24 protein-coding genes are annotated in these 17,840 nt (G+C 64.3%); 11 read left to right on the top strand and 13 right to left on the bottom strand.

Annotated features, from left to right (window positions below):
- Positions 1-83 precede the first annotated feature (83 nt).
- Together ABWW33_RS28175 and ABWW33_RS28170 are read right to left on the bottom strand one after the other, a co-directional pair.
- Positions 84-947: a M90 family metallopeptidase gene (locus ABWW33_RS28175; protein WP_176653642.1), complete on the bottom strand. Its 864-nt coding sequence runs from the start codon at positions 945-947 to the stop codon at positions 84-86.
- Between the two features lie 141 nt (positions 948-1,088).
- Positions 1,089-1,721, bottom strand: a complete 633-nt coding sequence (locus tag ABWW33_RS28170) for a winged helix-turn-helix domain-containing protein (RefSeq protein WP_413448110.1) — start codon at positions 1,719-1,721, stop codon at positions 1,089-1,091.
- Positions 1,722-2,065: 344 nt separating this feature from the next.
- On the opposite strand from ABWW33_RS28170, the gene ABWW33_RS28165 reads away from it, so the two are divergent.
- The 3 genes from ABWW33_RS28165 to ABWW33_RS28155 all read left to right on the top strand — a co-directional run bounded on the left by ABWW33_RS28165 (position 2,066) and on the right by ABWW33_RS28155 (position 4,927).
- Positions 2,066-3,127 carry an OmpA family protein gene (locus ABWW33_RS28165; RefSeq protein WP_176653641.1) on the top strand — a complete coding sequence of 354 codons (1,062 nt, stop codon included), beginning with the start codon at positions 2,066-2,068 and terminating at the stop codon, positions 3,125-3,127.
- Positions 3,128-3,173: 46 nt separating this feature from the next.
- Positions 3,174-4,022, top strand: coding sequence for a YihY/virulence factor BrkB family protein (locus ABWW33_RS28160; RefSeq protein ID WP_176653640.1), 849 nt, complete (start codon positions 3,174-3,176; stop codon positions 4,020-4,022).
- Between the two features lie 92 nt (positions 4,023-4,114).
- Positions 4,115-4,927, top strand: a complete 813-nt coding sequence (locus ABWW33_RS28155; RefSeq protein ID WP_353404743.1) for a substrate-binding periplasmic protein — start codon at positions 4,115-4,117, stop codon at positions 4,925-4,927.
- A gap of 19 nt (positions 4,928-4,946) precedes the next feature.
- On the opposite strand, the gene ABWW33_RS28150 is transcribed toward ABWW33_RS28155, so the two are convergent.
- A complete protein-coding gene (locus ABWW33_RS28150; RefSeq protein WP_353404742.1) occupies positions 4,947-6,098 on the bottom strand; it encodes an AI-2E family transporter in 1,152 nt (383 codons plus the stop codon).
- Between the two features lie 69 nt (positions 6,099-6,167).
- Complete coding sequence (locus ABWW33_RS28145; RefSeq protein ID WP_176653637.1) at positions 6,168-6,479, bottom strand: BON domain-containing protein; 312 nt, start codon at positions 6,477-6,479, stop codon at positions 6,168-6,170.
- A gap of 227 nt (positions 6,480-6,706) precedes the next feature.
- On the opposite strand from ABWW33_RS28145, the gene ABWW33_RS28140 reads away from it, so the two are divergent.
- The 3 genes from ABWW33_RS28140 (at position 6,707) to ABWW33_RS28130 (ending at position 7,740) form a co-directional block, all read left to right on the top strand.
- Complete coding sequence (locus tag ABWW33_RS28140) at positions 6,707-7,159, top strand: outer membrane lipoprotein (protein ID WP_176653636.1); 453 nt, start codon at positions 6,707-6,709, stop codon at positions 7,157-7,159.
- Between the two features lie 64 nt (positions 7,160-7,223).
- Positions 7,224-7,376, top strand: a complete 153-nt coding sequence (locus ABWW33_RS28135) for a DUF3309 domain-containing protein (protein WP_176653635.1) — start codon at positions 7,224-7,226, stop codon at positions 7,374-7,376.
- Between the two features lie 25 nt (positions 7,377-7,401).
- Positions 7,402-7,740, top strand: a complete 339-nt coding sequence (locus tag ABWW33_RS28130; protein ID WP_353404741.1) for a hypothetical protein — start codon at positions 7,402-7,404, stop codon at positions 7,738-7,740.
- 7 nt (positions 7,741-7,747) lie between these two features.
- On the opposite strand, the gene ABWW33_RS28125 is transcribed toward ABWW33_RS28130, so the two are convergent.
- The 7 genes from ABWW33_RS28125 to ABWW33_RS28095 form a co-directional block, all read right to left on the bottom strand.
- Entirely contained in the window at positions 7,748-8,911 is a 1,164-nt protein-coding gene (locus ABWW33_RS28125) for a patatin-like phospholipase family protein (protein WP_353404740.1), read from the bottom strand.
- 44 nt (positions 8,912-8,955) lie between these two features.
- Positions 8,956-9,327, bottom strand: a complete 372-nt coding sequence (locus ABWW33_RS28120; RefSeq protein ID WP_353404739.1) for a hypothetical protein — start codon at positions 9,325-9,327, stop codon at positions 8,956-8,958.
- Between the two features lie 12 nt (positions 9,328-9,339).
- Positions 9,340-9,708: a phage holin family protein gene (locus ABWW33_RS28115; RefSeq protein WP_353404755.1), complete on the bottom strand. Its 369-nt coding sequence runs from the start codon at positions 9,706-9,708 to the stop codon at positions 9,340-9,342.
- A gap of 18 nt (positions 9,709-9,726) precedes the next feature.
- Positions 9,727-10,029 carry an ElaB/YgaM/YqjD family protein gene (locus ABWW33_RS28110; RefSeq protein ID WP_008446875.1) on the bottom strand — a complete coding sequence of 101 codons (303 nt, stop codon included), beginning with the start codon at positions 10,027-10,029 and terminating at the stop codon, positions 9,727-9,729.
- Positions 10,030-10,090: 61 nt separating this feature from the next.
- Entirely contained in the window at positions 10,091-10,627 is a 537-nt protein-coding gene (locus ABWW33_RS28105; RefSeq protein ID WP_176653631.1) for a ferritin-like domain-containing protein, read from the bottom strand.
- Positions 10,628-10,650: 23 nt separating this feature from the next.
- Positions 10,651-11,580 carry an OmpA family protein gene (locus tag ABWW33_RS28100; RefSeq protein ID WP_353404737.1) on the bottom strand — a complete coding sequence of 310 codons (930 nt, stop codon included), beginning with the start codon at positions 11,578-11,580 and terminating at the stop codon, positions 10,651-10,653.
- Positions 11,581-11,590: 10 nt separating this feature from the next.
- The gene (locus ABWW33_RS28095) at positions 11,591-11,983 is read right to left on the bottom strand and encodes a DUF4398 domain-containing protein (protein WP_176653629.1); all 393 of its coding nucleotides are present in this window, start codon (positions 11,981-11,983) and stop codon (positions 11,591-11,593) included.
- 152 nt (positions 11,984-12,135) lie between these two features.
- Between ABWW33_RS28095 and ABWW33_RS28090 the strand changes: the two genes are divergently transcribed.
- Together ABWW33_RS28090 and ABWW33_RS28085 are read left to right on the top strand one after the other, a co-directional pair.
- Entirely contained in the window at positions 12,136-14,190 is a 2,055-nt protein-coding gene (locus ABWW33_RS28090; protein WP_353404735.1) for an AsmA family protein, read from the top strand.
- Between the two features lie 112 nt (positions 14,191-14,302).
- Positions 14,303-14,527: a YMGG-like glycine zipper-containing protein gene (locus ABWW33_RS28085; RefSeq protein ID WP_176653627.1), complete on the top strand. Its 225-nt coding sequence runs from the start codon at positions 14,303-14,305 to the stop codon at positions 14,525-14,527.
- Positions 14,528-14,627: 100 nt separating this feature from the next.
- On the opposite strand, the gene ABWW33_RS28080 is transcribed toward ABWW33_RS28085, so the two are convergent.
- Positions 14,628-15,377: a Crp/Fnr family transcriptional regulator gene (locus ABWW33_RS28080; protein WP_176653626.1), complete on the bottom strand. Its 750-nt coding sequence runs from the start codon at positions 15,375-15,377 to the stop codon at positions 14,628-14,630.
- A 110-nt stretch (positions 15,378-15,487) separates the two neighbouring features.
- On the opposite strand from ABWW33_RS28080, the gene ABWW33_RS28075 reads away from it, so the two are divergent.
- From ABWW33_RS28075 to ABWW33_RS28065, 3 genes are all read left to right on the top strand, one after another.
- Positions 15,488-16,129, top strand: coding sequence for a glycine zipper 2TM domain-containing protein (locus tag ABWW33_RS28075; RefSeq protein WP_176653625.1), 642 nt, complete (start codon positions 15,488-15,490; stop codon positions 16,127-16,129).
- A gap of 72 nt (positions 16,130-16,201) precedes the next feature.
- Positions 16,202-16,348 (top strand): lmo0937 family membrane protein, encoded by a 147-nt coding sequence (locus ABWW33_RS28070; protein ID WP_020705825.1) that lies wholly within the window; start codon positions 16,202-16,204, stop codon positions 16,346-16,348.
- 74 nt (positions 16,349-16,422) lie between these two features.
- Entirely contained in the window at positions 16,423-16,959 is a 537-nt protein-coding gene (locus ABWW33_RS28065; protein ID WP_353404733.1) for a DUF3617 domain-containing protein, read from the top strand.
- Positions 16,960-16,972: 13 nt separating this feature from the next.
- Here the strand turns inward: ABWW33_RS28065 and ABWW33_RS28060 are convergent, their stop codons facing one another.
- Positions 16,973-17,809 (bottom strand): branched-chain amino acid aminotransferase, encoded by an 837-nt coding sequence (locus ABWW33_RS28060; RefSeq protein WP_176653623.1) that lies wholly within the window; start codon positions 17,807-17,809, stop codon positions 16,973-16,975.
- Positions 17,810-17,840: the final 31 nt, after the last annotated feature.

Genomic DNA, 17,840 nt, shown 5'->3' with positions numbered 1-17,840 from the left:
CGCGCAGCGCGGAGGCTGCGTTCGCGACTTTACCGATTATGCCTGAATTCCGTGGCCGCCAGTGCAAGCGCGCGCCACCGTCGTCACCAGGGCGCGCCGAAGGCGTAGTCGACGGCGGCCGGCAGCGGCTCGGGCGGCGGCGCCTCCATCCAGTCGCGCGGGTCGACGCGGTAGTATTTTTTGAATTCGGCAAACAGCTCGGCGTGGTGCGCGGCCATCTGATAGGGCTTTTCAAAGAAAGTCTCGGTGGCGACAGCGAAGAATTCGGCCGGATTGGTGGCGCCGTAGTGGTCCATCACGCTGTGCTGGCGGTACATGGCGTTGTGCCGCAGGTTGTTGAAATCGCGCGACAGTACCTCCGCCCACTCGCGGTAGCTGCCCGGATTGCCAAGGTAGGGGGCGCCGTTGGCGCGGCCCGATTCGCTGTCGAGCTGATGGGCGAATTCGTGCAGCACGATGTTGTGGCCGCGGCCGGGGCCGTGCGACACATCTTCCCAGGACAGCACCACGCGGCCGTCGTCCCAGGATTCGCCCAGCATGCTCTGGTGCGCCGGCGTGATCACGCCGCCCGGCCCGACCTCGGCGCGCGGCGCGACGAAGGCGCCGGGGTAGACCAGGATGGTGTGCAGCGCCGGATACACCTTGCTGGGCCGGTTCAGCAGCAGCAGGCAGGCCTGGCCGGCGATGGTGACGGCCATTTCATCGGTCACCTCCAGCCCTTCGCAGCCGACGAACTTCTTTTGATGCAGGAATTGCACGACCAGCCGCTGCAACTGCTGCTGCAGCTCGGGCGCCATGCGGCGGTAGGCGGGAATATTGCGCGACAGCACCGCCTGCGCCTCGGCCGGCAGGGGCCGGGCCAGGATGCGCCGCAGGCGCCAGCGTGGGTAGTAGAAAGGCAGCGCGATACCCAGCGCCGTCAGGCCGATCCAGATCAAAGCTTCCATGTGCGGCGAGTCCGTATGATGTCCAGTGCAGGCTAGGTGGGGTGCCTTATGAACATTTCAATATGCAAACAGCCGGGCATGGCCGGCTGTTTATCATACTACTGCATCATACTACTGCGACTGTCGCACTGACGGAAACGCTCAGGCCTGCTCTTCCTTCTGCTGCGATGGTGCCGAGCCGAACAGCGCGGCCACCAGCGGATCGCGCATCACCGGGCCGCGGTTGACGCGGATCGCGTAATGGGTGTCGTCGGCCAGGATGTGGAAGTGGCGGCCGCTGCCGGCCATCGCCTGTTCGCGCAGGCCCGGACGCTCCTTGCGCGGCGGCGCGCCTTCGCGCTTGGGCTGGACGATGGCGGCCAGGAAGGCGCGCACGCGGTCCGGGTCGGGGGTCAGCTGGTAGACCGCCTTGCCCAGATAGGTGGCGGTGCCTTCGACGTAGCGGGCCAGCTCGATCACGCCGGCTTCGCGCAGGTCGCGGATGTATTTGCGGGCGCCGGACGGGGAAAACTTGAGGAACCAGGCGATTTCGTCAGCCAGCATTTCATGCAGCTGCAGTTCGCCTATCAGTTTTTGCATGTTTTCGATGCGGCGCAGAGTGGCCGAGGTCGAGCGTACGCGCTCGATAGAAGCCATCGACAGCGCAGGCTTCCGGTCCAGAGGCGCAGGCGCCGGGCGCTCCACCAGCATCAGCTTGGCGGTGGTGGCCTGCATGTCCGACGAGGCTTTCATCTCGTTCTGAACCAGATGTTGAGGTTGTCTAACTGCATGCATTTGAACACTCCTTATAACAACAATTGCCGAGATTAGTGGCAGCGGATGACGTGGCGCGGTTGAAGTCGCTACAGTCTCTGCATCTGGGCTCAAGAATGCCTTTTCGCAGCGCACCAGTCTGTGCGGCAACGAACATTAGTGGCAGAACTTTGCATTAAAGGTGAGACAAGTGGCGGGGAAGTAAGTTTCACCAAGTTTCAACGAGTGTGACAAATTTGATACAGCACAAGCTTTGGTGCGCTAACGTACAGTGCGCGGGCACGATCTCCCCTACTCTTCGGTCCAACAGCGGTGCTACAACATTGCTGGCAACGAAACACCTATCAACAATCGGGAGCTAACCTGTGAATAAATCTAAGAACATCGCCATCGCCGCCGCAGCCCTCTGCGCGTCGTTCTCCGCCCTGGCTCAGGATGCGGTCATCAACCCATCGTGGTATATCCAGCCCAGCATCAACGCCATGAAGCCCGACTCGGACTTCGGCGTGGACAAGCGCGGCTACGGCGCCGGCCTCAAATTCGGCAAGGCCATCAATGAATTCTGGGACGTCCAGGCCGGCACGACCTATGCCCGTTCCCGTGAAAACGGCCAGCGCTACCAGCAGAACACGCTGGGCGTCGACGGTCTGTACATGTTCTCGCGTAAAACCTTCCGTCCATTCATCCTGGTCGGTATCGGCGCCGAGCGCGACAAGGCCAACCTGATCAATTACGCCGTGGTCAATGGCATTGAACACACCAAGACCTCGCCGTACCTGAGCGCCGGCTTCGGCTTCCAGGCCGACATCAACGAGCGCGTCGCCTTCCAGGCCGACATCCGCAACGTGCACGGCTTCATCCGTGGCAACGACTTCCCTAACAGCAAGAGCAATAACTACTATGCAACCGTCGGCCTGAACATCGCGTTCAACGCGCCGCCGCACGCGGCGCCACCTCCGCCACCGGCACCACCGCCAGCGGTCGAGCCGCCGCCACCGGCGCCCGTGACCCCGCCGCCACCACCGCCACCACCGGCACGCTTTGAAAAAGTGACGATGTCGGCCACCGAGCTGTTCGGCTTTGACAGCGCCAAGCTGAATCCGAACCAGCCCAAGCTGGACGACATCGCCAACGTGCTGAGCACCAACAGCAGCATCGACAACGTGGTCATCACCGGCTACGCCGACCGTCTGGGCAGCGACAAGTACAACCAGAAACTGTCCGAACGCCGCGCCAACGCGGTCAAGGACTACCTGGTCGGCAAAGGCATTGCAGCCAACCGCCTGAACGCGGTGGGCAAGGGCGAAGCCAATCCTATCGTTCAGTGCAACGATAAGAAAATGAAACGTGCGGACCTGATCAAGTGCCTGGAACCTAACCGTCGCGTCGAGGTTGAGCAGATCACCATCGAACGCCGCGTGCAATAAGCTTTGCGCACCAGCCCCGCCACTAACCTGGCGGGGCTTTTTTTTTATGCAAAATAAAAACATCGTCTCGGTACTGAGCTGTACCGTGTCCGAATGGTTTGAACACCGCGCCAGCAGCATGGGCGCGGCGTTGGCGTTTTACACGCTGTTTTCGCTGGCGCCCATCCTGGTGCTGGTGCTGGCCATCGCCGGCTGGTTCTACGGCCCGCAGGCGGCGCAGGGACAACTGTTCGCCGAACTGCGCGGCCTGGTCGGCGCGCAAGGCGCGGAGGCGATCCAGCTGGTGTTGGCCGGCGCCCGCAACAAGGAGGAAGGCCGGCTGGCGACCATGATCGCCGGCGCCCTGCTGCTGTTCGGCGCCACCAGCGTGTTTGCCGAGCTCAAGGCCAGCCTCGACGCCATCTGGCAAGTCCCTCCGCTGACGCGCGGCACCGCCTGGGATGTGATCCGCACCCGCTTGCTGTCGTTCGGCATGATCCTGGTGCTGGCCTTCCTGCTGATGGTGTCGCTGGTGGTCAGCGCGTTGCTGACCTTGCTGGAAAAGTTCTGGGGCAGCCACTGGGGCGACGCCGGCATGGTGTTGTCGGCGCTGAATTACGTCATCGGTTTCGTCGTCATCTCGGCGCTGTTCGGGGCCATCTTCAAGCTGCTGCCGCGCATCAAGCTGTCGTGGCACGACGTGACCATAGGCGCGATGGGCACGGCGGCGCTGTTCAGCCTGGGCAAGTACCTGATCGGCGCCTACATCGGCAACAGCGGCGTCACCAGCAGCTTCGGCGCCGCCGGCTCGATGATCGCGCTGCTGCTGTGGGTCTACTACTCGGCGCAGATCTTCTTCCTCGGCGCCGAATTCGCGCGCCAGTACGCGCTTCAGCTGGGCAGCTTGCGCCGCTGAGGCAGCGACCATGTGCCGGCCCGACGGCTTCGCCGCGCATCGTCATGTCTGCATGTTATATTGAAAGTATTGATACCAAACTCCGCAACAATATGTCGAAACCGATACGCGCGTTCGCCGCCGGCCTGGCGCTGAGCTTGTGCCCCACGCAGGTTCAGGCCGGATGCAGCCGTCCCATCATCGTGCCGCTGGCGCCGGTCGGCATCAGCGTGATCGTCAATGAAGACAAACTCAGCGGCATCTATCCCGAGGTGCTGCGCAAAATCAGCGCCCGCACCGGATGCCAGCTGAAGATGACGGCGGTGCCGCAGGCGCGCCTGGAGGCGATGTTTGAAATGGGAACGGCGGACTTGATGCTGCCCGCCATGGGCACCGCGCACCGCGACCGCTTCGGCGAGTTCGTGCCGCTGGTCGGCGCGCGCGCGATGCTGCTGTCGGTCGACGCCAAACGGCCGGCCGTGGCCGACCTGAAGGCCTTGCTGCAGCGGCGGGAACTGCGCGTGGCGGTGGTGCGCGGCAACGACTACGGCGACGAGTATCGCGCCGCGGTGGCCGAGCTGGAGCGGCAAGGCCGGCTCTTTTACGAGACCGATCCGCTGCAGGTGGCGCGGCTGCTGGACAAGGGCATCGCCGACGTGACCATCCTCACGCCGATGAGCCTGGCGTACGAGATGAAGGAAGACCGGCGGGTGCAGCATCTGCTGGAGCGCCTGCGCATCGAGGAAATGCCCGAGCTGCCGTGGGGCTACAGCGGCGCCTATATCTCGACCAGGTCGCTGTCGCCGCAGGACCAGCGCTATCTGGCGGCCCAGCTGCGCGAAAGCTTCAAGACCGACGCGGTGTGGGCCGAGTACCGCCGCTACTATCCGGCCAACGTGGTGGCCGCCAGCAGAAGGCCGCGCTAGCGCGGGGCGCGGGACAGCCTCACTCGCCCAGCAGCTCGGCCACCACTTCCATGCCCTCGACCCGCTCGGCCACCACCTTGACGATGACGATCAGCGGCACGCCCAGCAGCAGGCCAGCGACGCCCCACAGCCAGCCCCAGAACAGCAGGCTGACGAACACGGCGGCCGCGTTCATGCGGGCGAAGCGGCCCGTCATCCAGGTCGCCACCACGGTGCCGACCAAGGTGGCGATCGCCAGCGACGTGCCCATCACCAGCAGGCTCATCTGCAGCGATTCAAACTGCAGCAAGGCGACGATGCCGGTCGCCAGCATGATCAGCAGGGGGCCGAAGTAAGGCATCACATGCAGCAGCCCGGCGACGATGGCCCAGGCGCCGGCATTCTCCAGGCCGATCCAGCGCAGGGCGCCCCACATCAGCAAGGCCAGCAGGCCGTTGGTGACCAGCAGCATCAGCATGTATTTCTGGATCGACGAGTTGATGTCGTCGAGGATGTGCACGGTGATTTTCTTCTTGCTCAGCGACGGCCCGGTCAGCTTGACCAGCTTGCGCTTGAAGGTGTCGCCCGACAGCAGCAGGAAGAACACCAGGAAGATCACCATCGTCGCCTGGCTGAGAAAGCCCAGCGCGCCCAGCGAACCGGCCCAGATCCAGTCCATGACCGGCAGGGTGCCGCTGTCGGAGGCCGGCGCGGCCCTGCGCGCGGCGCGGCGGTCCTGGGCGCCGGAGGTGGCTTGCTGCAGTTCGGTGGCGACGGCCTGGATGCGCTGTATGGCGCTGGGGCCGTTGTGCATGCGGTCAGACAGCAGCTTCGACAGCTTGTGGCTGGCGCTCGGCAGTTCTTCGACGATGGACTGGAATTCGCCCTGCACCTTGTCGATGATGACCGCCGAGCCGAACAGGATGGCGCCGGTGACCAGCGTGGCGCCGACGATGCGCGGGATGCGGATGCGCTCCAGCCAGCACACCAGTGGGCTGAGCATGTAGGTGATCAGGATGCCGAGTAACAGGGGGACGAGAAAATCGCGCGACCATTGCAGCGCATAGAGAAACGACACGGTGGCGATGACGCCGAGCGCGAGGCCGCGGGCGTGGACATGCAGGGGAATGCGGGTGGTGTCGCCATCGGCGGCCACTGCGTTGATCGGAAGGTCGACTGGCTGCTGGCTCATGATGGCTCACAAAAAACTTCCGGCGCGGCACGCCCGACAGATCGGGCATGGCGCGCCGGCAGGTACTGCTTACTTGACGTGGAGGTCGTTCTTGACAGCGGTCACGCCTTTGACGCCGCGGGCGACTTCGGCCGCCTTGGCGATGTCTTCAGGCTGGGCCACGAAGCCGCTCAGCTGGACCGTGCCCTTGAAGGTCTCGACGTTGATCTCGGTCGATTTCAGGGTAGGCTCGTTGAAGATGCTGGCTTTGACTTTGGTGGTGATGACGGAATCGTCGACATATTCGCCGGTGCCTTCCTTGGTGGAGGTCGATGCGCAACCGGCCGTGGCCAGCAGCGATACGGTGAACAGGGCAGTAGCGATTTTATGTGCGATTTTCATGGCGATTCTCCTTGGAGTGATTAAACAGTGAGTTTGTCAGCCAGCAGTACTGCGAGGTTTCTGCTACCGATGTAGACGTTTTACGCGCCTTCCCCAGTGACATCTGTACGGTACCGTACACACAAATAAAATCACAACAGCGTGGCACATCGCGCTTGGTGCGTAAGCGCACAGACCCTCCAAAGCACGCTGTCTATTCTGAACTTACACTTTTTCGGGAGGACAATATGAAACACTCAACGACCTTGGCAGCACTGGTGATCGCCGGCACAGCGGTCCTCAGCGGCTGCGCCAGCACCAGCCAGGCACCCGCCTCGCAGGGCTATTACCCCAGCCAGGCTGACAACACCACCTACGGCACCATCGATTCGATCCAGGTAGTACAAGCCAAATCCGGCACCAGCGGCGCGGGCGCCGTCACAGGCGGCCTGGTCGGCGCCCTGCTGGGCAACCAGGTGGGCTCGGGCAGCGGCCGCACCGCCGCCACCGTGGCCGGCGCAGTCGGCGGCGCCGTGGTCGGCAACAAGGTGGAAGAAGGCCGCAACCAGCCGCACGAGCAGTACCAGATCAGCGTGCGCATGGATAACGGCGACTACCGCATCATCAACCAGGACAGTGTCTACGACCTGCGCGTGGGCAACCGCGTACGCCTGGTCGACGGCCGACTGTATCGTTATTAATCGCAGCAAGTCAGGTGCATAGGACCAGCACTTTTTTTAAAAAACTCAAAAAGGGGAATACAACATGGGTACCATCATTCTGATTATTCTGGTCCTGGCCTTGATCGGCGCGCTGCCGGCCTGGCCGCACAGCCGCAACTGGGGCTATGCGCCCAGCGGCATCACCGGCCTGATCGTCGTGATCCTGCTGATCATGCTGCTGACCGGCCGGCTGTAAGAGACAACTCAACCGGAGAACCATCATGACTCACTTCCACCGCACCGTCGTTGGCGTGATGATGGCCTGTGCCGCGATGCTGGCACAGGCGCAAAGCAAGACCACGCCGCCGGAAAACATCCAGCTGCAGAAGCAGGAAATGGCCAAGGGCGACCCCGCCCGCTGGTACCAGGACGACGCCAGCGTCACCGCACAGATGCGCACCTTGCGCAAGGAAATCGCGGCCGCGTTTGCCGAGGCGAATGTCGCCTGCAAAAAAGGCCCCGCCAGCGAACGCAATGACTGCCTGAAGGACGCCCGCTCGACCTACAAGCAGGACATGGCGAACGCCGCGCAAATCCGCGCGGAGAATCACTCGCAATAAAAGCCGCCTAGGCGGCCCGCTCCTGGTCGCGCATGTCGCTCCGCGCAGGCGGCAGTTCGTGCACGACCAGCGGCGTATCTTCCGTCACAAAGCTCAGCCAGCCCGCCGCATTCAGCGCGCGCAGCGCGTCCTGATAGCCCTGGTCCCAGCGCCATTCGATCGAGCCCTTGGAGAAGTTGATGTCCTTGGCCGCCATGTTCCAGTCCCGCCCGGCATAGGCCAGCCGCACCACGTGCAGCGTGCTGCCCACGCCCAGCTCGGCCAGGTCCTGCTCGCCCCGCTCGGTCTTGGCCTGCTCCGGCAATGCCGTGTACAGTTCGCGCAGCTTTTGCTGCAGCTTGTGGGTGGCCACGTAGTCGTCCAGGTGGCGCTTGGACCGCGAGGCAAAGGTCACGTCTTTCTGGCGCGTCTGCACTTCGTCCAGCGTGGTCGGCTCCTCGCCGTCGGCGCTCCACAAATCGACCATGAAACACAGCGTGTCGACGTGGTCGCTGTCGTCGAGCACCGTTTCCAGCGGCGTGTTCGAATACAGGCCGCCGTCCCAGTACAGGTCGCCGTCGATGCGCACCGCAGGAAAGCCCGGCGGCAAGGCGCCGCTGGCACGGATGTGATCGGCGTGGATGGTCAGCTGGCGGTTGTCGAAGCTGCGCAGGCTGCCGCAGGTGACCTTGAGCGCGTTGACGGTCAGGCGGATGGCGTCGGGCCCGTTCAAGTAGTTGAAATCGATCAGCCGGTTCAGCGTATCGCCCAGCTCGGCGGTACTGTAAAAGCTGGCCTGCTCGGGATCGACCGCGATGCCGGCGGCGAACGGACTCAACAGGCGCGGGCGGAAGAAGCCCGGCACTCCGCGCAGCACCGTATCCCAGGTCTGCAGCAGGATGTTGGAGCGGCGTTGCGCGTCCGGCACCTGGCGCATGTCGTAGCTGTCGCGATGGGCCACGCCGTCCCAGAATTCCTTCAGCCTGGCCAGCCGCGTTTCATGCGGATTGCCGGCCAGGATGGCGGCGTTGATGGCGCCGATCGAGGTGCCGACCACCCAGTCCGGCGCGAGCCCGTGTTCATGCATCGCCTGGAACACGCCGGCCTGGTAGGCGCCCAGCGCACCACCGCCCTGCAGCACCAGCACGACCCGCAAGCCTGCGGGATTCAATTCGGGAACTTTGCCACTCATCAGCCTACTCCAATAAAAAAACGCCGCATCGGCGGCGTTTGGGATTAATCCGGTTCCTGCTCCGGCGCGGGTTTGCGCCGCAGCAGCCAGGCCACGCCCACGCCAGCCGCCAGCGCGATGCCCAGCGCCGGCTTGACCAGGCGCTTGCGGGCGATAAACGAACCCAGGGTCAGCGCATACGGCATTAAGGTCTTGACGTTGATGCCCTTCAGCCCGCCCGGCTGCAGCAGGCCGCCCAGGCGCGCCTGGGCCATGCCCAGCGCATGCTCGACCGCACCGTGGAACATCGCATCGGGCTGCAGTGCGTTGCCGACCAGCGCCTTCGCGTGCACCACCTTGATCCGATACAGCTCGCCTTCGCGTATCAACCGCTGCTTCTCGGCATTGAACGCCGCCAGTTCCGCTTCTTTGCTCATCTGCTCTCCCGGTTACAACAGCATGTCGCGGTCGGACTTGAGTTCCGCCATGGTTGCCGGCATCGCCAGCTTGCCACTGCGGATCACGCCGCGCGCATACACCACCAGGCCGATGGCGATCAGCAGGAACACGCCGGTCAGGATCGGCAGTATGGTCCAGCCGATCGATTGCCAGGCCAGGTAGGCGACGGTCACCGAGCCCCAGGCCAGCGCGAAGCAGCAGGCCACGACGGCCAGCGCGAACGCCAGCACCAGCCGCAGCAGGTGATTGCGCACCTCCCCCAGTTCCAGCGCGGCCAGCTCCAGCCGCGTCAAAAGCAGGCCGAGGCTGTTGCGGCAGATGTTGCCCAGCGACGCGATCAGCCCCGGCGGGCGGTTCATCTCATCGGACACGATGGATTACTTGCGGCCGATGATCACACCGATCAGCAGGCCGACGCCGGCTGCGGCGGCGATCGAACGCCATGGGTTTTCCTTGACATACACGTCGGCCTGCTTGGCCATTTCCTTGCTGGCGGCCACGGCGCTTTGCTGCGCTTCATGAGCCTTGGCCAGTGCCGTGTCCAGCGCCCGCATGCCGCGGCCGCGCAGTTCTTCGGCCTTTTCGCCGGTCAGGGCGGTGGCGGCGGTAAACAATGCTTGCGCATCTTTAACCAGAGTTTTCACGTCGTTGTTCACGGTACTGATGTTTTGTTCCAGCATGATGAGGCTCCTGTTATGGTTGTGTGAAGTGAAAACTGTACAGCAAAATCACGAATATGCCTTAATCCAGCAAATCGCGCATATCGTCCGCGTGCTCTTCTTCGACGGCCATGATCTTGATCAACAAGTGACGCGTCGTCGGGTCCGTGTCGCCTATCCGTTCCACCATCTGCCGGTAGGACTCGATGGCGACCCGCTCGGCGATCAGATTGGCCTTGACCATCGATTGAACGTCGTCAGATGCATCATACTCGGCATGGCTACGTGCGAGCAATGTTGCCGGATTGAAATCAGGCTGGCCGTTCAACTGAATGATACGCTCAGCCAGCCAGTCCGCGTGTTCCTGTTCCTGGGTAGCGTGCTCCAGGAACTCGGCCTTGGCCGAGCCGTTGGACTTGCCGCTGACCGTGTAGTAGTGGCGCTTGTAGCGCAGGACGCACACCAGCTCGGTCGCCAGCGCGTCGTTGAGCATCTTGATGACGGCGCTGCGGTCGCCCTGGTAGCCGGCCGTGACCGGGCCGTCCTGCAGGTTGCGGGCGGCCGCGCGGATGGCTTCGGTATCGATGCCTGCCGCTGTGGTGGGATTGGATTCAGCCATGATAGTCCTTCCTTGGTGAGAAATTAGTGGCGGTTGGCGATCGGCGCGCCGTTTTGCGACAGCACGATCTCGACCCGGCGGTTCAGCTGGCGGCTGCCGGCGTCGGCATTGCTGGCGACCGGATAGGCTTCGCCGTAGCCGCGGGTGGCGATCTTGTCGGCCTTGACGCCCAGGCCGATCAGCGCGTTACGCACCGATTCGGCGCGGCGCTGCGACAGCTCCAGGTTGTGCGACGAGGTGCCGGTGCTGTCGGTAAACCCTTCGATCAGCACGGCGCTCTGAGGTTCCTGCAGCAGCACGTCGGCCATTTTCTGCGCGGTGCGCATGCCTTCGGCGCTCAGCTCGGCGCGGTCGACGTTGAACAGCACGTCGCTCAGCGTGATGACCAGGCCGCGGTCGGTTTGCTTGGCCTGCAGATCGGCCAGCTGCTGCTGCAGCGCGGCGTTCTTGGCTTGCTCGTCGCGCGCGCTGTTGGACGCGGCGTCGGCCTGCATGCGGGCGGCGTCGGCGTCAGCCTTGGCCTGGTTGGCGGCCGAGGTGGCTTCATTGGCCTGCATCTTGGCCGTGTTGGCTTCGGCGGTGCGCGCTTCCAGGCGGATTTCGTCGCGCTGGCGGCCCGAGTTGGCCACCTCAGCCTCGGCCTGTTTCTGTTTCGCGACTTCGCGCGCGGTGGCGATCTTCTGTTTGGCGATATAGGCCAGCTTGTCGATCTCGTCCAGGCTCTCCTTCTTCGCGGCGGCGGCGTTGGCGCGATCCAGCGCGTCGGTCGCGGCCTTGAACTCCAGCGGCGCGTTGGCGGCCACCGACGGATTGCTTTGCGCGGCCATGAAGTCGCCGCGGGTTTGGTCGAGCAGGCTGGTGGTGGTCGGCGTGGTGCTGCAGGCGGAGAACATGATCGCCATCGCGAACACGGTGGGGACGGCGTACAGTTGTTTCATGCGCAGTGTATTCATGACGTGCTCCTTATTGTTGGGTGGTGGTGCCGGCGCGGTTCAGTTCCTCGCGCAGGGTGCGGATGCTTTGCTGCAGCTCGTCGGCGGCGCTGGTGGCCTTGGCGGAATTGGCCTTGCTCTGCGCCAGCTGCGCGTCGGCCGAGGCCTGCGTGGCCAGGTCCTGCGCCGTCTTGTAATCCTTGGCGGCCAGCGCCTGGTTGGCGCGCATCAGTTTTTCGCGGGCCGATTGCATTTCGGCCGGGGCCAGGTCGGCGGCGCCGGCGCTGGTGGCATTGGCCACGGCGGCGCGCGATACCGCGACGTCGGCGGTGGCGGGGGTTTTCTCGCTGGCGCAGGCGCTCAGGCCCAGTACCGCGGCAATGGTGCACAAGATGGCAAGGCGGTGATGGATGATAGTACTCATTATTGTTCTCCTCAAAAATTCATTCGGTAGGATGATGTTATAAGCTCATGCCTAGCGGCCTTCAGTACGGTGCCGCACATTGAACGTGCGCTGCTCCCCGTACTTGGTACCGCAGCGTACAATCGAGGATTCAGCGCCCACCAGACATTCACATGACACCGCCACGCCTCCGCCGTACCCGTATCGCCCTTGCCGCCGCCGGCGTGCTGGTCGCCGTTCCCGTCGTCGCCGTCATCGTGTTGATGAACTACGACTGGAACCGGGCGCGCCCCTGGCTCAACGACAAGATCGGCGAAGCCATCGACCGTCCGTTCGCCATCCGCGGCGACCTGGCGCTGACATGGCAAAGCCAGGGTCGCGGCGATGCCGACCGCAGCTGGAGCGACTACCTGCCGCTGCCGCACCTGATGGCGCAGGACGTGCACATCGGCAATCCGGCCGGCATGCAGGCGCCGGCGGAAATGGCCGGCGTCGGCCGCTTCGCCTTCTTCATCGAACTGCTGCCGTTGCTGCAGCACCGGATCTCGATCCCGGTGCTGCGCTTCGACCAGCCGGTGGTGCTGCTGCAGCGCGACGCCGATGGCAAGAACAACTGGACCTTCAAGCCGGCCGACAAGCCGTCGCCGTGGCAACTGGATTTGCAGCGCGTGGTGTTCACCAAGGGCACGGTGCACTACATCGACGCCAAGACCCACGTCGACGCGGTCGCCGAGGTCGACACCATCAACGCCGATCCGACCTACGGCGTGTCATGGAAGGTGCGCGGCAAATGGAACGGCCAGAACATCAGCGGCGGCGGCAAGGCCGGCGCGGTGCTGTCGCTGCGGCAGCAGTCCGTGCCCTACCCGCTGGCGGCCAACCTCAACGTCGGCGGCACCAGCATCGCCGTCGAAGGCACGCTGACCAAGCCGTCCGCGCTGGCCGCGATCGACATGCGGCTCAAGATCTCCGGCCCCAGCATGGCGCGCCTGTACGGCCTGACCGGCGTGCTGCTGCCGGAAACCCCGCCGTTCGCCACCGAGGGCCACCTGACCGGCAACCTCGGCGCCCACGCCAGCCACTGGCTGTACGACCGCTTCACCGGCCGCGTCGGCAACTCCGACATCGAGGGCAGGCTGGACTTCAAGACCGGCCAGCCGCGTCCGCTGTTGACGGGCGCCGTGCAATCGAAGCTGCTGCAGTTTTCCGACCTCGGCCCGCTGATCGGCGCCGATTCCAACGCCAGCAAGCAGGCGCGCGGCGTCGAAGCGGTGCAGCCCGGCAACCGGGTGCTGCCGGTGGAGAAGTTCCGCACCGAACGCTGGACCGCGCTCGACGCCGACGTCGGCTTCAAGGCCCAGCGCATCACGCGCGACAAGGACCTGCCGATCGCCAACCTGGACACGATGATCCACATGAAGGACGGCGTGCTGTCGCTGACGCCGATGAACTTCGATGTCGCCGGCGGCCGCTTCACCTCCAACATCAAGCTCGACGGCAGCGGCAGGCTCAATCCGGACGCCATCCGCGCCGAGCTCAAGGCCAGCGCGCGCAAGCTCAAGCTCAAGCAGCTGTTCCCCCGCATCGAAGAGATGCAGGCCACGGTGGGCGAAGTCAATGCCGACCTGTCGCTGTCGGCCACCGGCAATTCCGTGGCCGGGCTGCTGGGCTCGTCCAACGGCGAGCTCAAGGGCGTGATCAACGAAGGCAGCGTCAGCAAGCTGCTGCTGGAGGAAATGGGCCTGAACATCGGCAACGTGGTGCTGACCAAGGTCATCGGCGACAAGCAGGTCAAGCTCAATTGCATGGTCACCGATTTCAGCGTGACCAACGGCCTGATGCGGTCGCGCCTGTTCGTGGTCGACACCTCGGACGCCACCATCAGCGTCGCCGGCACCGTCAACCTCGACAACGAGAAGATGGACTTGACGCTGCGCCCGGACGCCAAGGGTCTGCGCGTGATCTCGCTGCGCGCGCCGATCTATGTGCGCGGCACCTTCAAGGATCCCGACGTCAGCGTCGACAAGGGCGTGCTGGCCTTGCGCGCCGGCGGCGCGCTGGCGCTGGCGGTGATGGCGCCGGTGGCGGCCATCCTGCCGCTGGTCAATGCCGGACCGGGCGAGACCACCGGCTGCGAAGCGCTGCTGGCCCGGCAAGGGGGCAAGCCGGTGGCGCCGCCGCCGGGCCAGACGCTGCGGCAAAAACCGTCAGGCAAGGCGAAAAATTAACTTCCGCTCTGTGTGCGTTGTCGTACGGATCGACTCCGGCTTCTTCCGTAATCTGGCCTCATTGGTGCAGGCGCTACCTGCCGCGCCTTAATCAGCTAGTGAGGAGAACATCATGAAGAACATCAAGCACATCGCATCGACCGCCGCCATCCTGGCGGCCACCCTGGGCCTGAGCGCTTGCGCAGGCATGTCGAATCAGGACAAGAGCACGGCGGTCGGCGCCGGCGTTGGCGCAGTTGCCGGCTCGGTACTGACCGGCGGCAGCGCAGTGGGCACCGTCGGCGGCGCTGCAGTGGGCGGCGTGATCGGCAACCAGGTCAGCAAGCCACCACGTTAAATCCGTAAATCCGGGGTCAGATCTGACAATTGGACACGAGCTCTACCGTAGCAACCGCTACGGTAGAGCTCGTGTCCAATTGTCAGATCTGACCCCGGATTTACAGGAACACGCTGGCCATGCCGATCGCGCCGTTGTCCTTGACCAGCTCGTAGCAGCGGCAGGACACGGCTTCCAGCCCGGCCGAATCGAGGATCTCGATATTACCGCGGCTGTAGGTGATCAGCTTCTGGTTCTGCAGCGCGCTGGCGGCCTTGGTCACGCCGACGCGGCGCACGCCCAGCGCGTGCGCCAGGAACTCATGCGTCAGATGGAATTTTTCCGACTGCAGGCGGTCGCGCGTGATCAGCAGCGAACGCGCCAGCCGCGCCTCCAGCACGTGAAAACGGCTGCACACGGCGATCTGGATCGCCTGCGCCAGCAAGGTGTCGGTGTAGCGGTACAGCAGCCGCTGCAGCGACGCGGTGCGGCGGAACTCGGTACAGAAATCGGCGGCGGCAATGCGGCTGGCGCGGCCGGCGCGCTGCACCACCGCGCGCACCTGGGCCTGCTCGTGGCCGAGCGCCACCGACGCGCCTATCATGCCCTCCTGCCCCACCGAGCCCACCTCCAGCGTCATGCGGCCTTCGGCCACGGCCAGCAGCGAAATCAGGCTGTCGACGGGAAAGTAAATATGGCGGATGGTCTGGCCCGGCTCGTACAACACGTCGCCCACTTCGATCCGCACCGTGTCGCACAAAGCCAGCAGCGTGTGCTGATCGTCCTCCGGCAGGCTGGACAGCAGGCGGTTCAGCACTTGCCTGGACGGTGCATGGTCTTCATCGGACGGAGTGGAGTGAGAGGTATGCATGGGACCAGCGTAATGGCAATGATTTGCTCTGTATGTACGCTGACGCACGGAAGCAGAACATGTCTTGAGGGAAAATCCAGATATTAATCCATCATAAAAAAGGACGCCTCATGGACACCCCAACCCACACCTCCAAACAATCGCTGCACCCTGTCATGGTCATCGCCGCCGTCGCGGTGGTGCTGTTCTGCGGCGTGGGCAGCGCCGCCATCATGGGCTGGCTGCCGACTTCCAGCGCCACCGTGCCCGGCGCCGCGCCGATGCAGGGCCAGCTGTCGTCGGTGCCGCCGCCGGAACAACAACCGCAGCGGCAGCCGCAACAGCAAGCCGGCTATGCCAGCAATCTCAACAACGCCAACAACGCAGCCCCGGCCCAGGGCCAGATGGAGGAACCTGCAGCGCAACACGCGCCCGCCGTGTGCAACAGCTGCGGCGTGGTTGAATCGGTGCGCTCGATTGAACATCGCGGCCAGGGCAGCGGCGTCGGCGCGGCCGGCGGCGCCATCCTCGGCGGCCTGCTGGGCAACCAGGTCGGCAGCGGCCATGGCCGTCAACTGGCCACGGTGGCCGGCGCGGTCGGCGGCGCGGTGGCCGGCAACCAGGTCGAAGGCAATATGAAGACCACGCACAGCTGGGAGATCACCGTGCGCATGGACAACGGCAAGAAGCGCGTGCTGCACCAGTCGTCGCAGCCGCAATGGCGCTCGGGCGATCAGGTCAAAATCGTCAACGGCCAGTTGCGTTCTGTTTAAGTACGACAGCGTACAGAAGGACTGCAGTCGGCAGAAGATAATGAACTCGCATAACAACCTGAGGAGAGAATCATGCTGTATACCATCGCTGTAGTCTTGCTTATCCTGTGGCTGCTGGGCCTGGTCACTTCGTACACCGTAGGCGGCTTTATCCACATCCTGCTGGTAGTTGCTATCATCATGGTGCTGCTGCGCCTGATTAGCGGACGCGGCGTGTAGCGCCTCTCCGCCAGCATCTGAAGCGGCGCTCCACCCGACGGTGGCGCGCCGTTTTTTCATTTTCAGGAGATAACATGAAGCGTGTATTGATTTCGCTGGCCTTGCTGGCCGCGGCCCAGGTCCAGGCCCAAACCCCGGCGCCGACCATCAAGCCCGGCCTGTGGGAATTGAATAACAAGGTCAAGACCGGCAACGCGCAGACCGACCAGGCGATGGGCATGGCGCTCAAGCAGCTGGCCAACATGGCGCCGGAGCAGCGCGCCCAGATCGAGGCGATGATGAAGCAGAACGGCGTCTCGATGCCGCAGTCGGGCAGCGATGGCGGCATGGTGCTGACGGCGTGCGTGACGCCGGAGATGGCGGCGAAGAAGGAACTGCCGCTGAGCCAGAAAGGCAAGTGCACGTCGAAGCAGGAGCCGGTGGCGGGCGGCATGAACATCTCGTTCAGCTGCACCGATCCGGCCTCCAGCGGCCAGGGCACGATACGCTTCAACGGCGACAGCAGCTACACGATGAACATGAACGTCACCACCGCCGCCAGCGGCCAGCCGCAAAACGTCACGGTGGAATCGACCGGGCGCTGGCTCAGCGCCAGCTGCCCGGCCAAGTAACAAAGCTGATTGATTACTGGCTGTCCGAGAACGCCATGTAGCGGTCGCGCGCCAGCGTGGCGATTGGTCCCACCGGCAGGCTGCGTCCTTCGTAGCGGATGCACGGCGTGACCTTGCCGTAGTTGCCGGTGTTGAAGATCTCGACGGCGCTGTCCAGTTCCTCGGGACGCACGGTGCGCTCTTCGACCTGCACGCCCTCCTTCGCCAGCAGCTCGATCACGCGGGCGCGCGTGATGCCGGACAGGAAGGTGCCGTTGGCCACCGGCGTCACCACGCCACCGCCCGGCGTGACCAGGAACAGGTTGGCCGACGCGAACTCGGCCACGTTGCCGGCGCTGTCGCAGACCACGGCGTTGTCGTAGCCGCGCTGCTGCGCTTCGCGGATGGCCTTGGCGGTGTTGGCGTACAAGGCAGAGGCCTTGGCGTCGGTGGGCGCCATCGAAGGCTCCGGCCGCAGCAGCCCCGACAGGCAGGCCGAGAAGCCGGTGAACGGTGGCATCGGCGCGTCGAACAGCGTCAGCGCGAACGCGCTTTTTTCCGCCACCGGGATCAGGAAGCCGTCGGTGCCGAACACCAGCGGCCGCACATACAGCTCGGCATCGGCCGGGAATTTGGCCACGCCCTCGCGCACCAGCGCTTCCATCTCATCCACGCTCAGCGGACAGGCCAGGCCGACGCGCTCGGCGGAATTGATCACGCGCTGCAGGTGCGGGCGCAGATCCGGCAGATGGCCGCGGATCGCGCGGGCGCCATCGAACACGGACGATCCCAGCCATACGCTGTGATCCATCGCGCCATACAGTGGGGTGTTGCCTTCGCTCCAGGCGCCGTTGAAATAGGTCAGATACATGCTCGTTCCTGATGTTAGTGAGTCAGTGGAA

Origin of the sequence: Duganella hordei (assembly GCF_040369125.1) — a bacterium.
Taxonomy (GTDB): domain Bacteria; phylum Pseudomonadota; class Gammaproteobacteria; order Burkholderiales; family Burkholderiaceae_D; genus Rugamonas; species Rugamonas hordei.
This window is presented reverse-complemented; position numbering and strand designations above follow the sequence as displayed.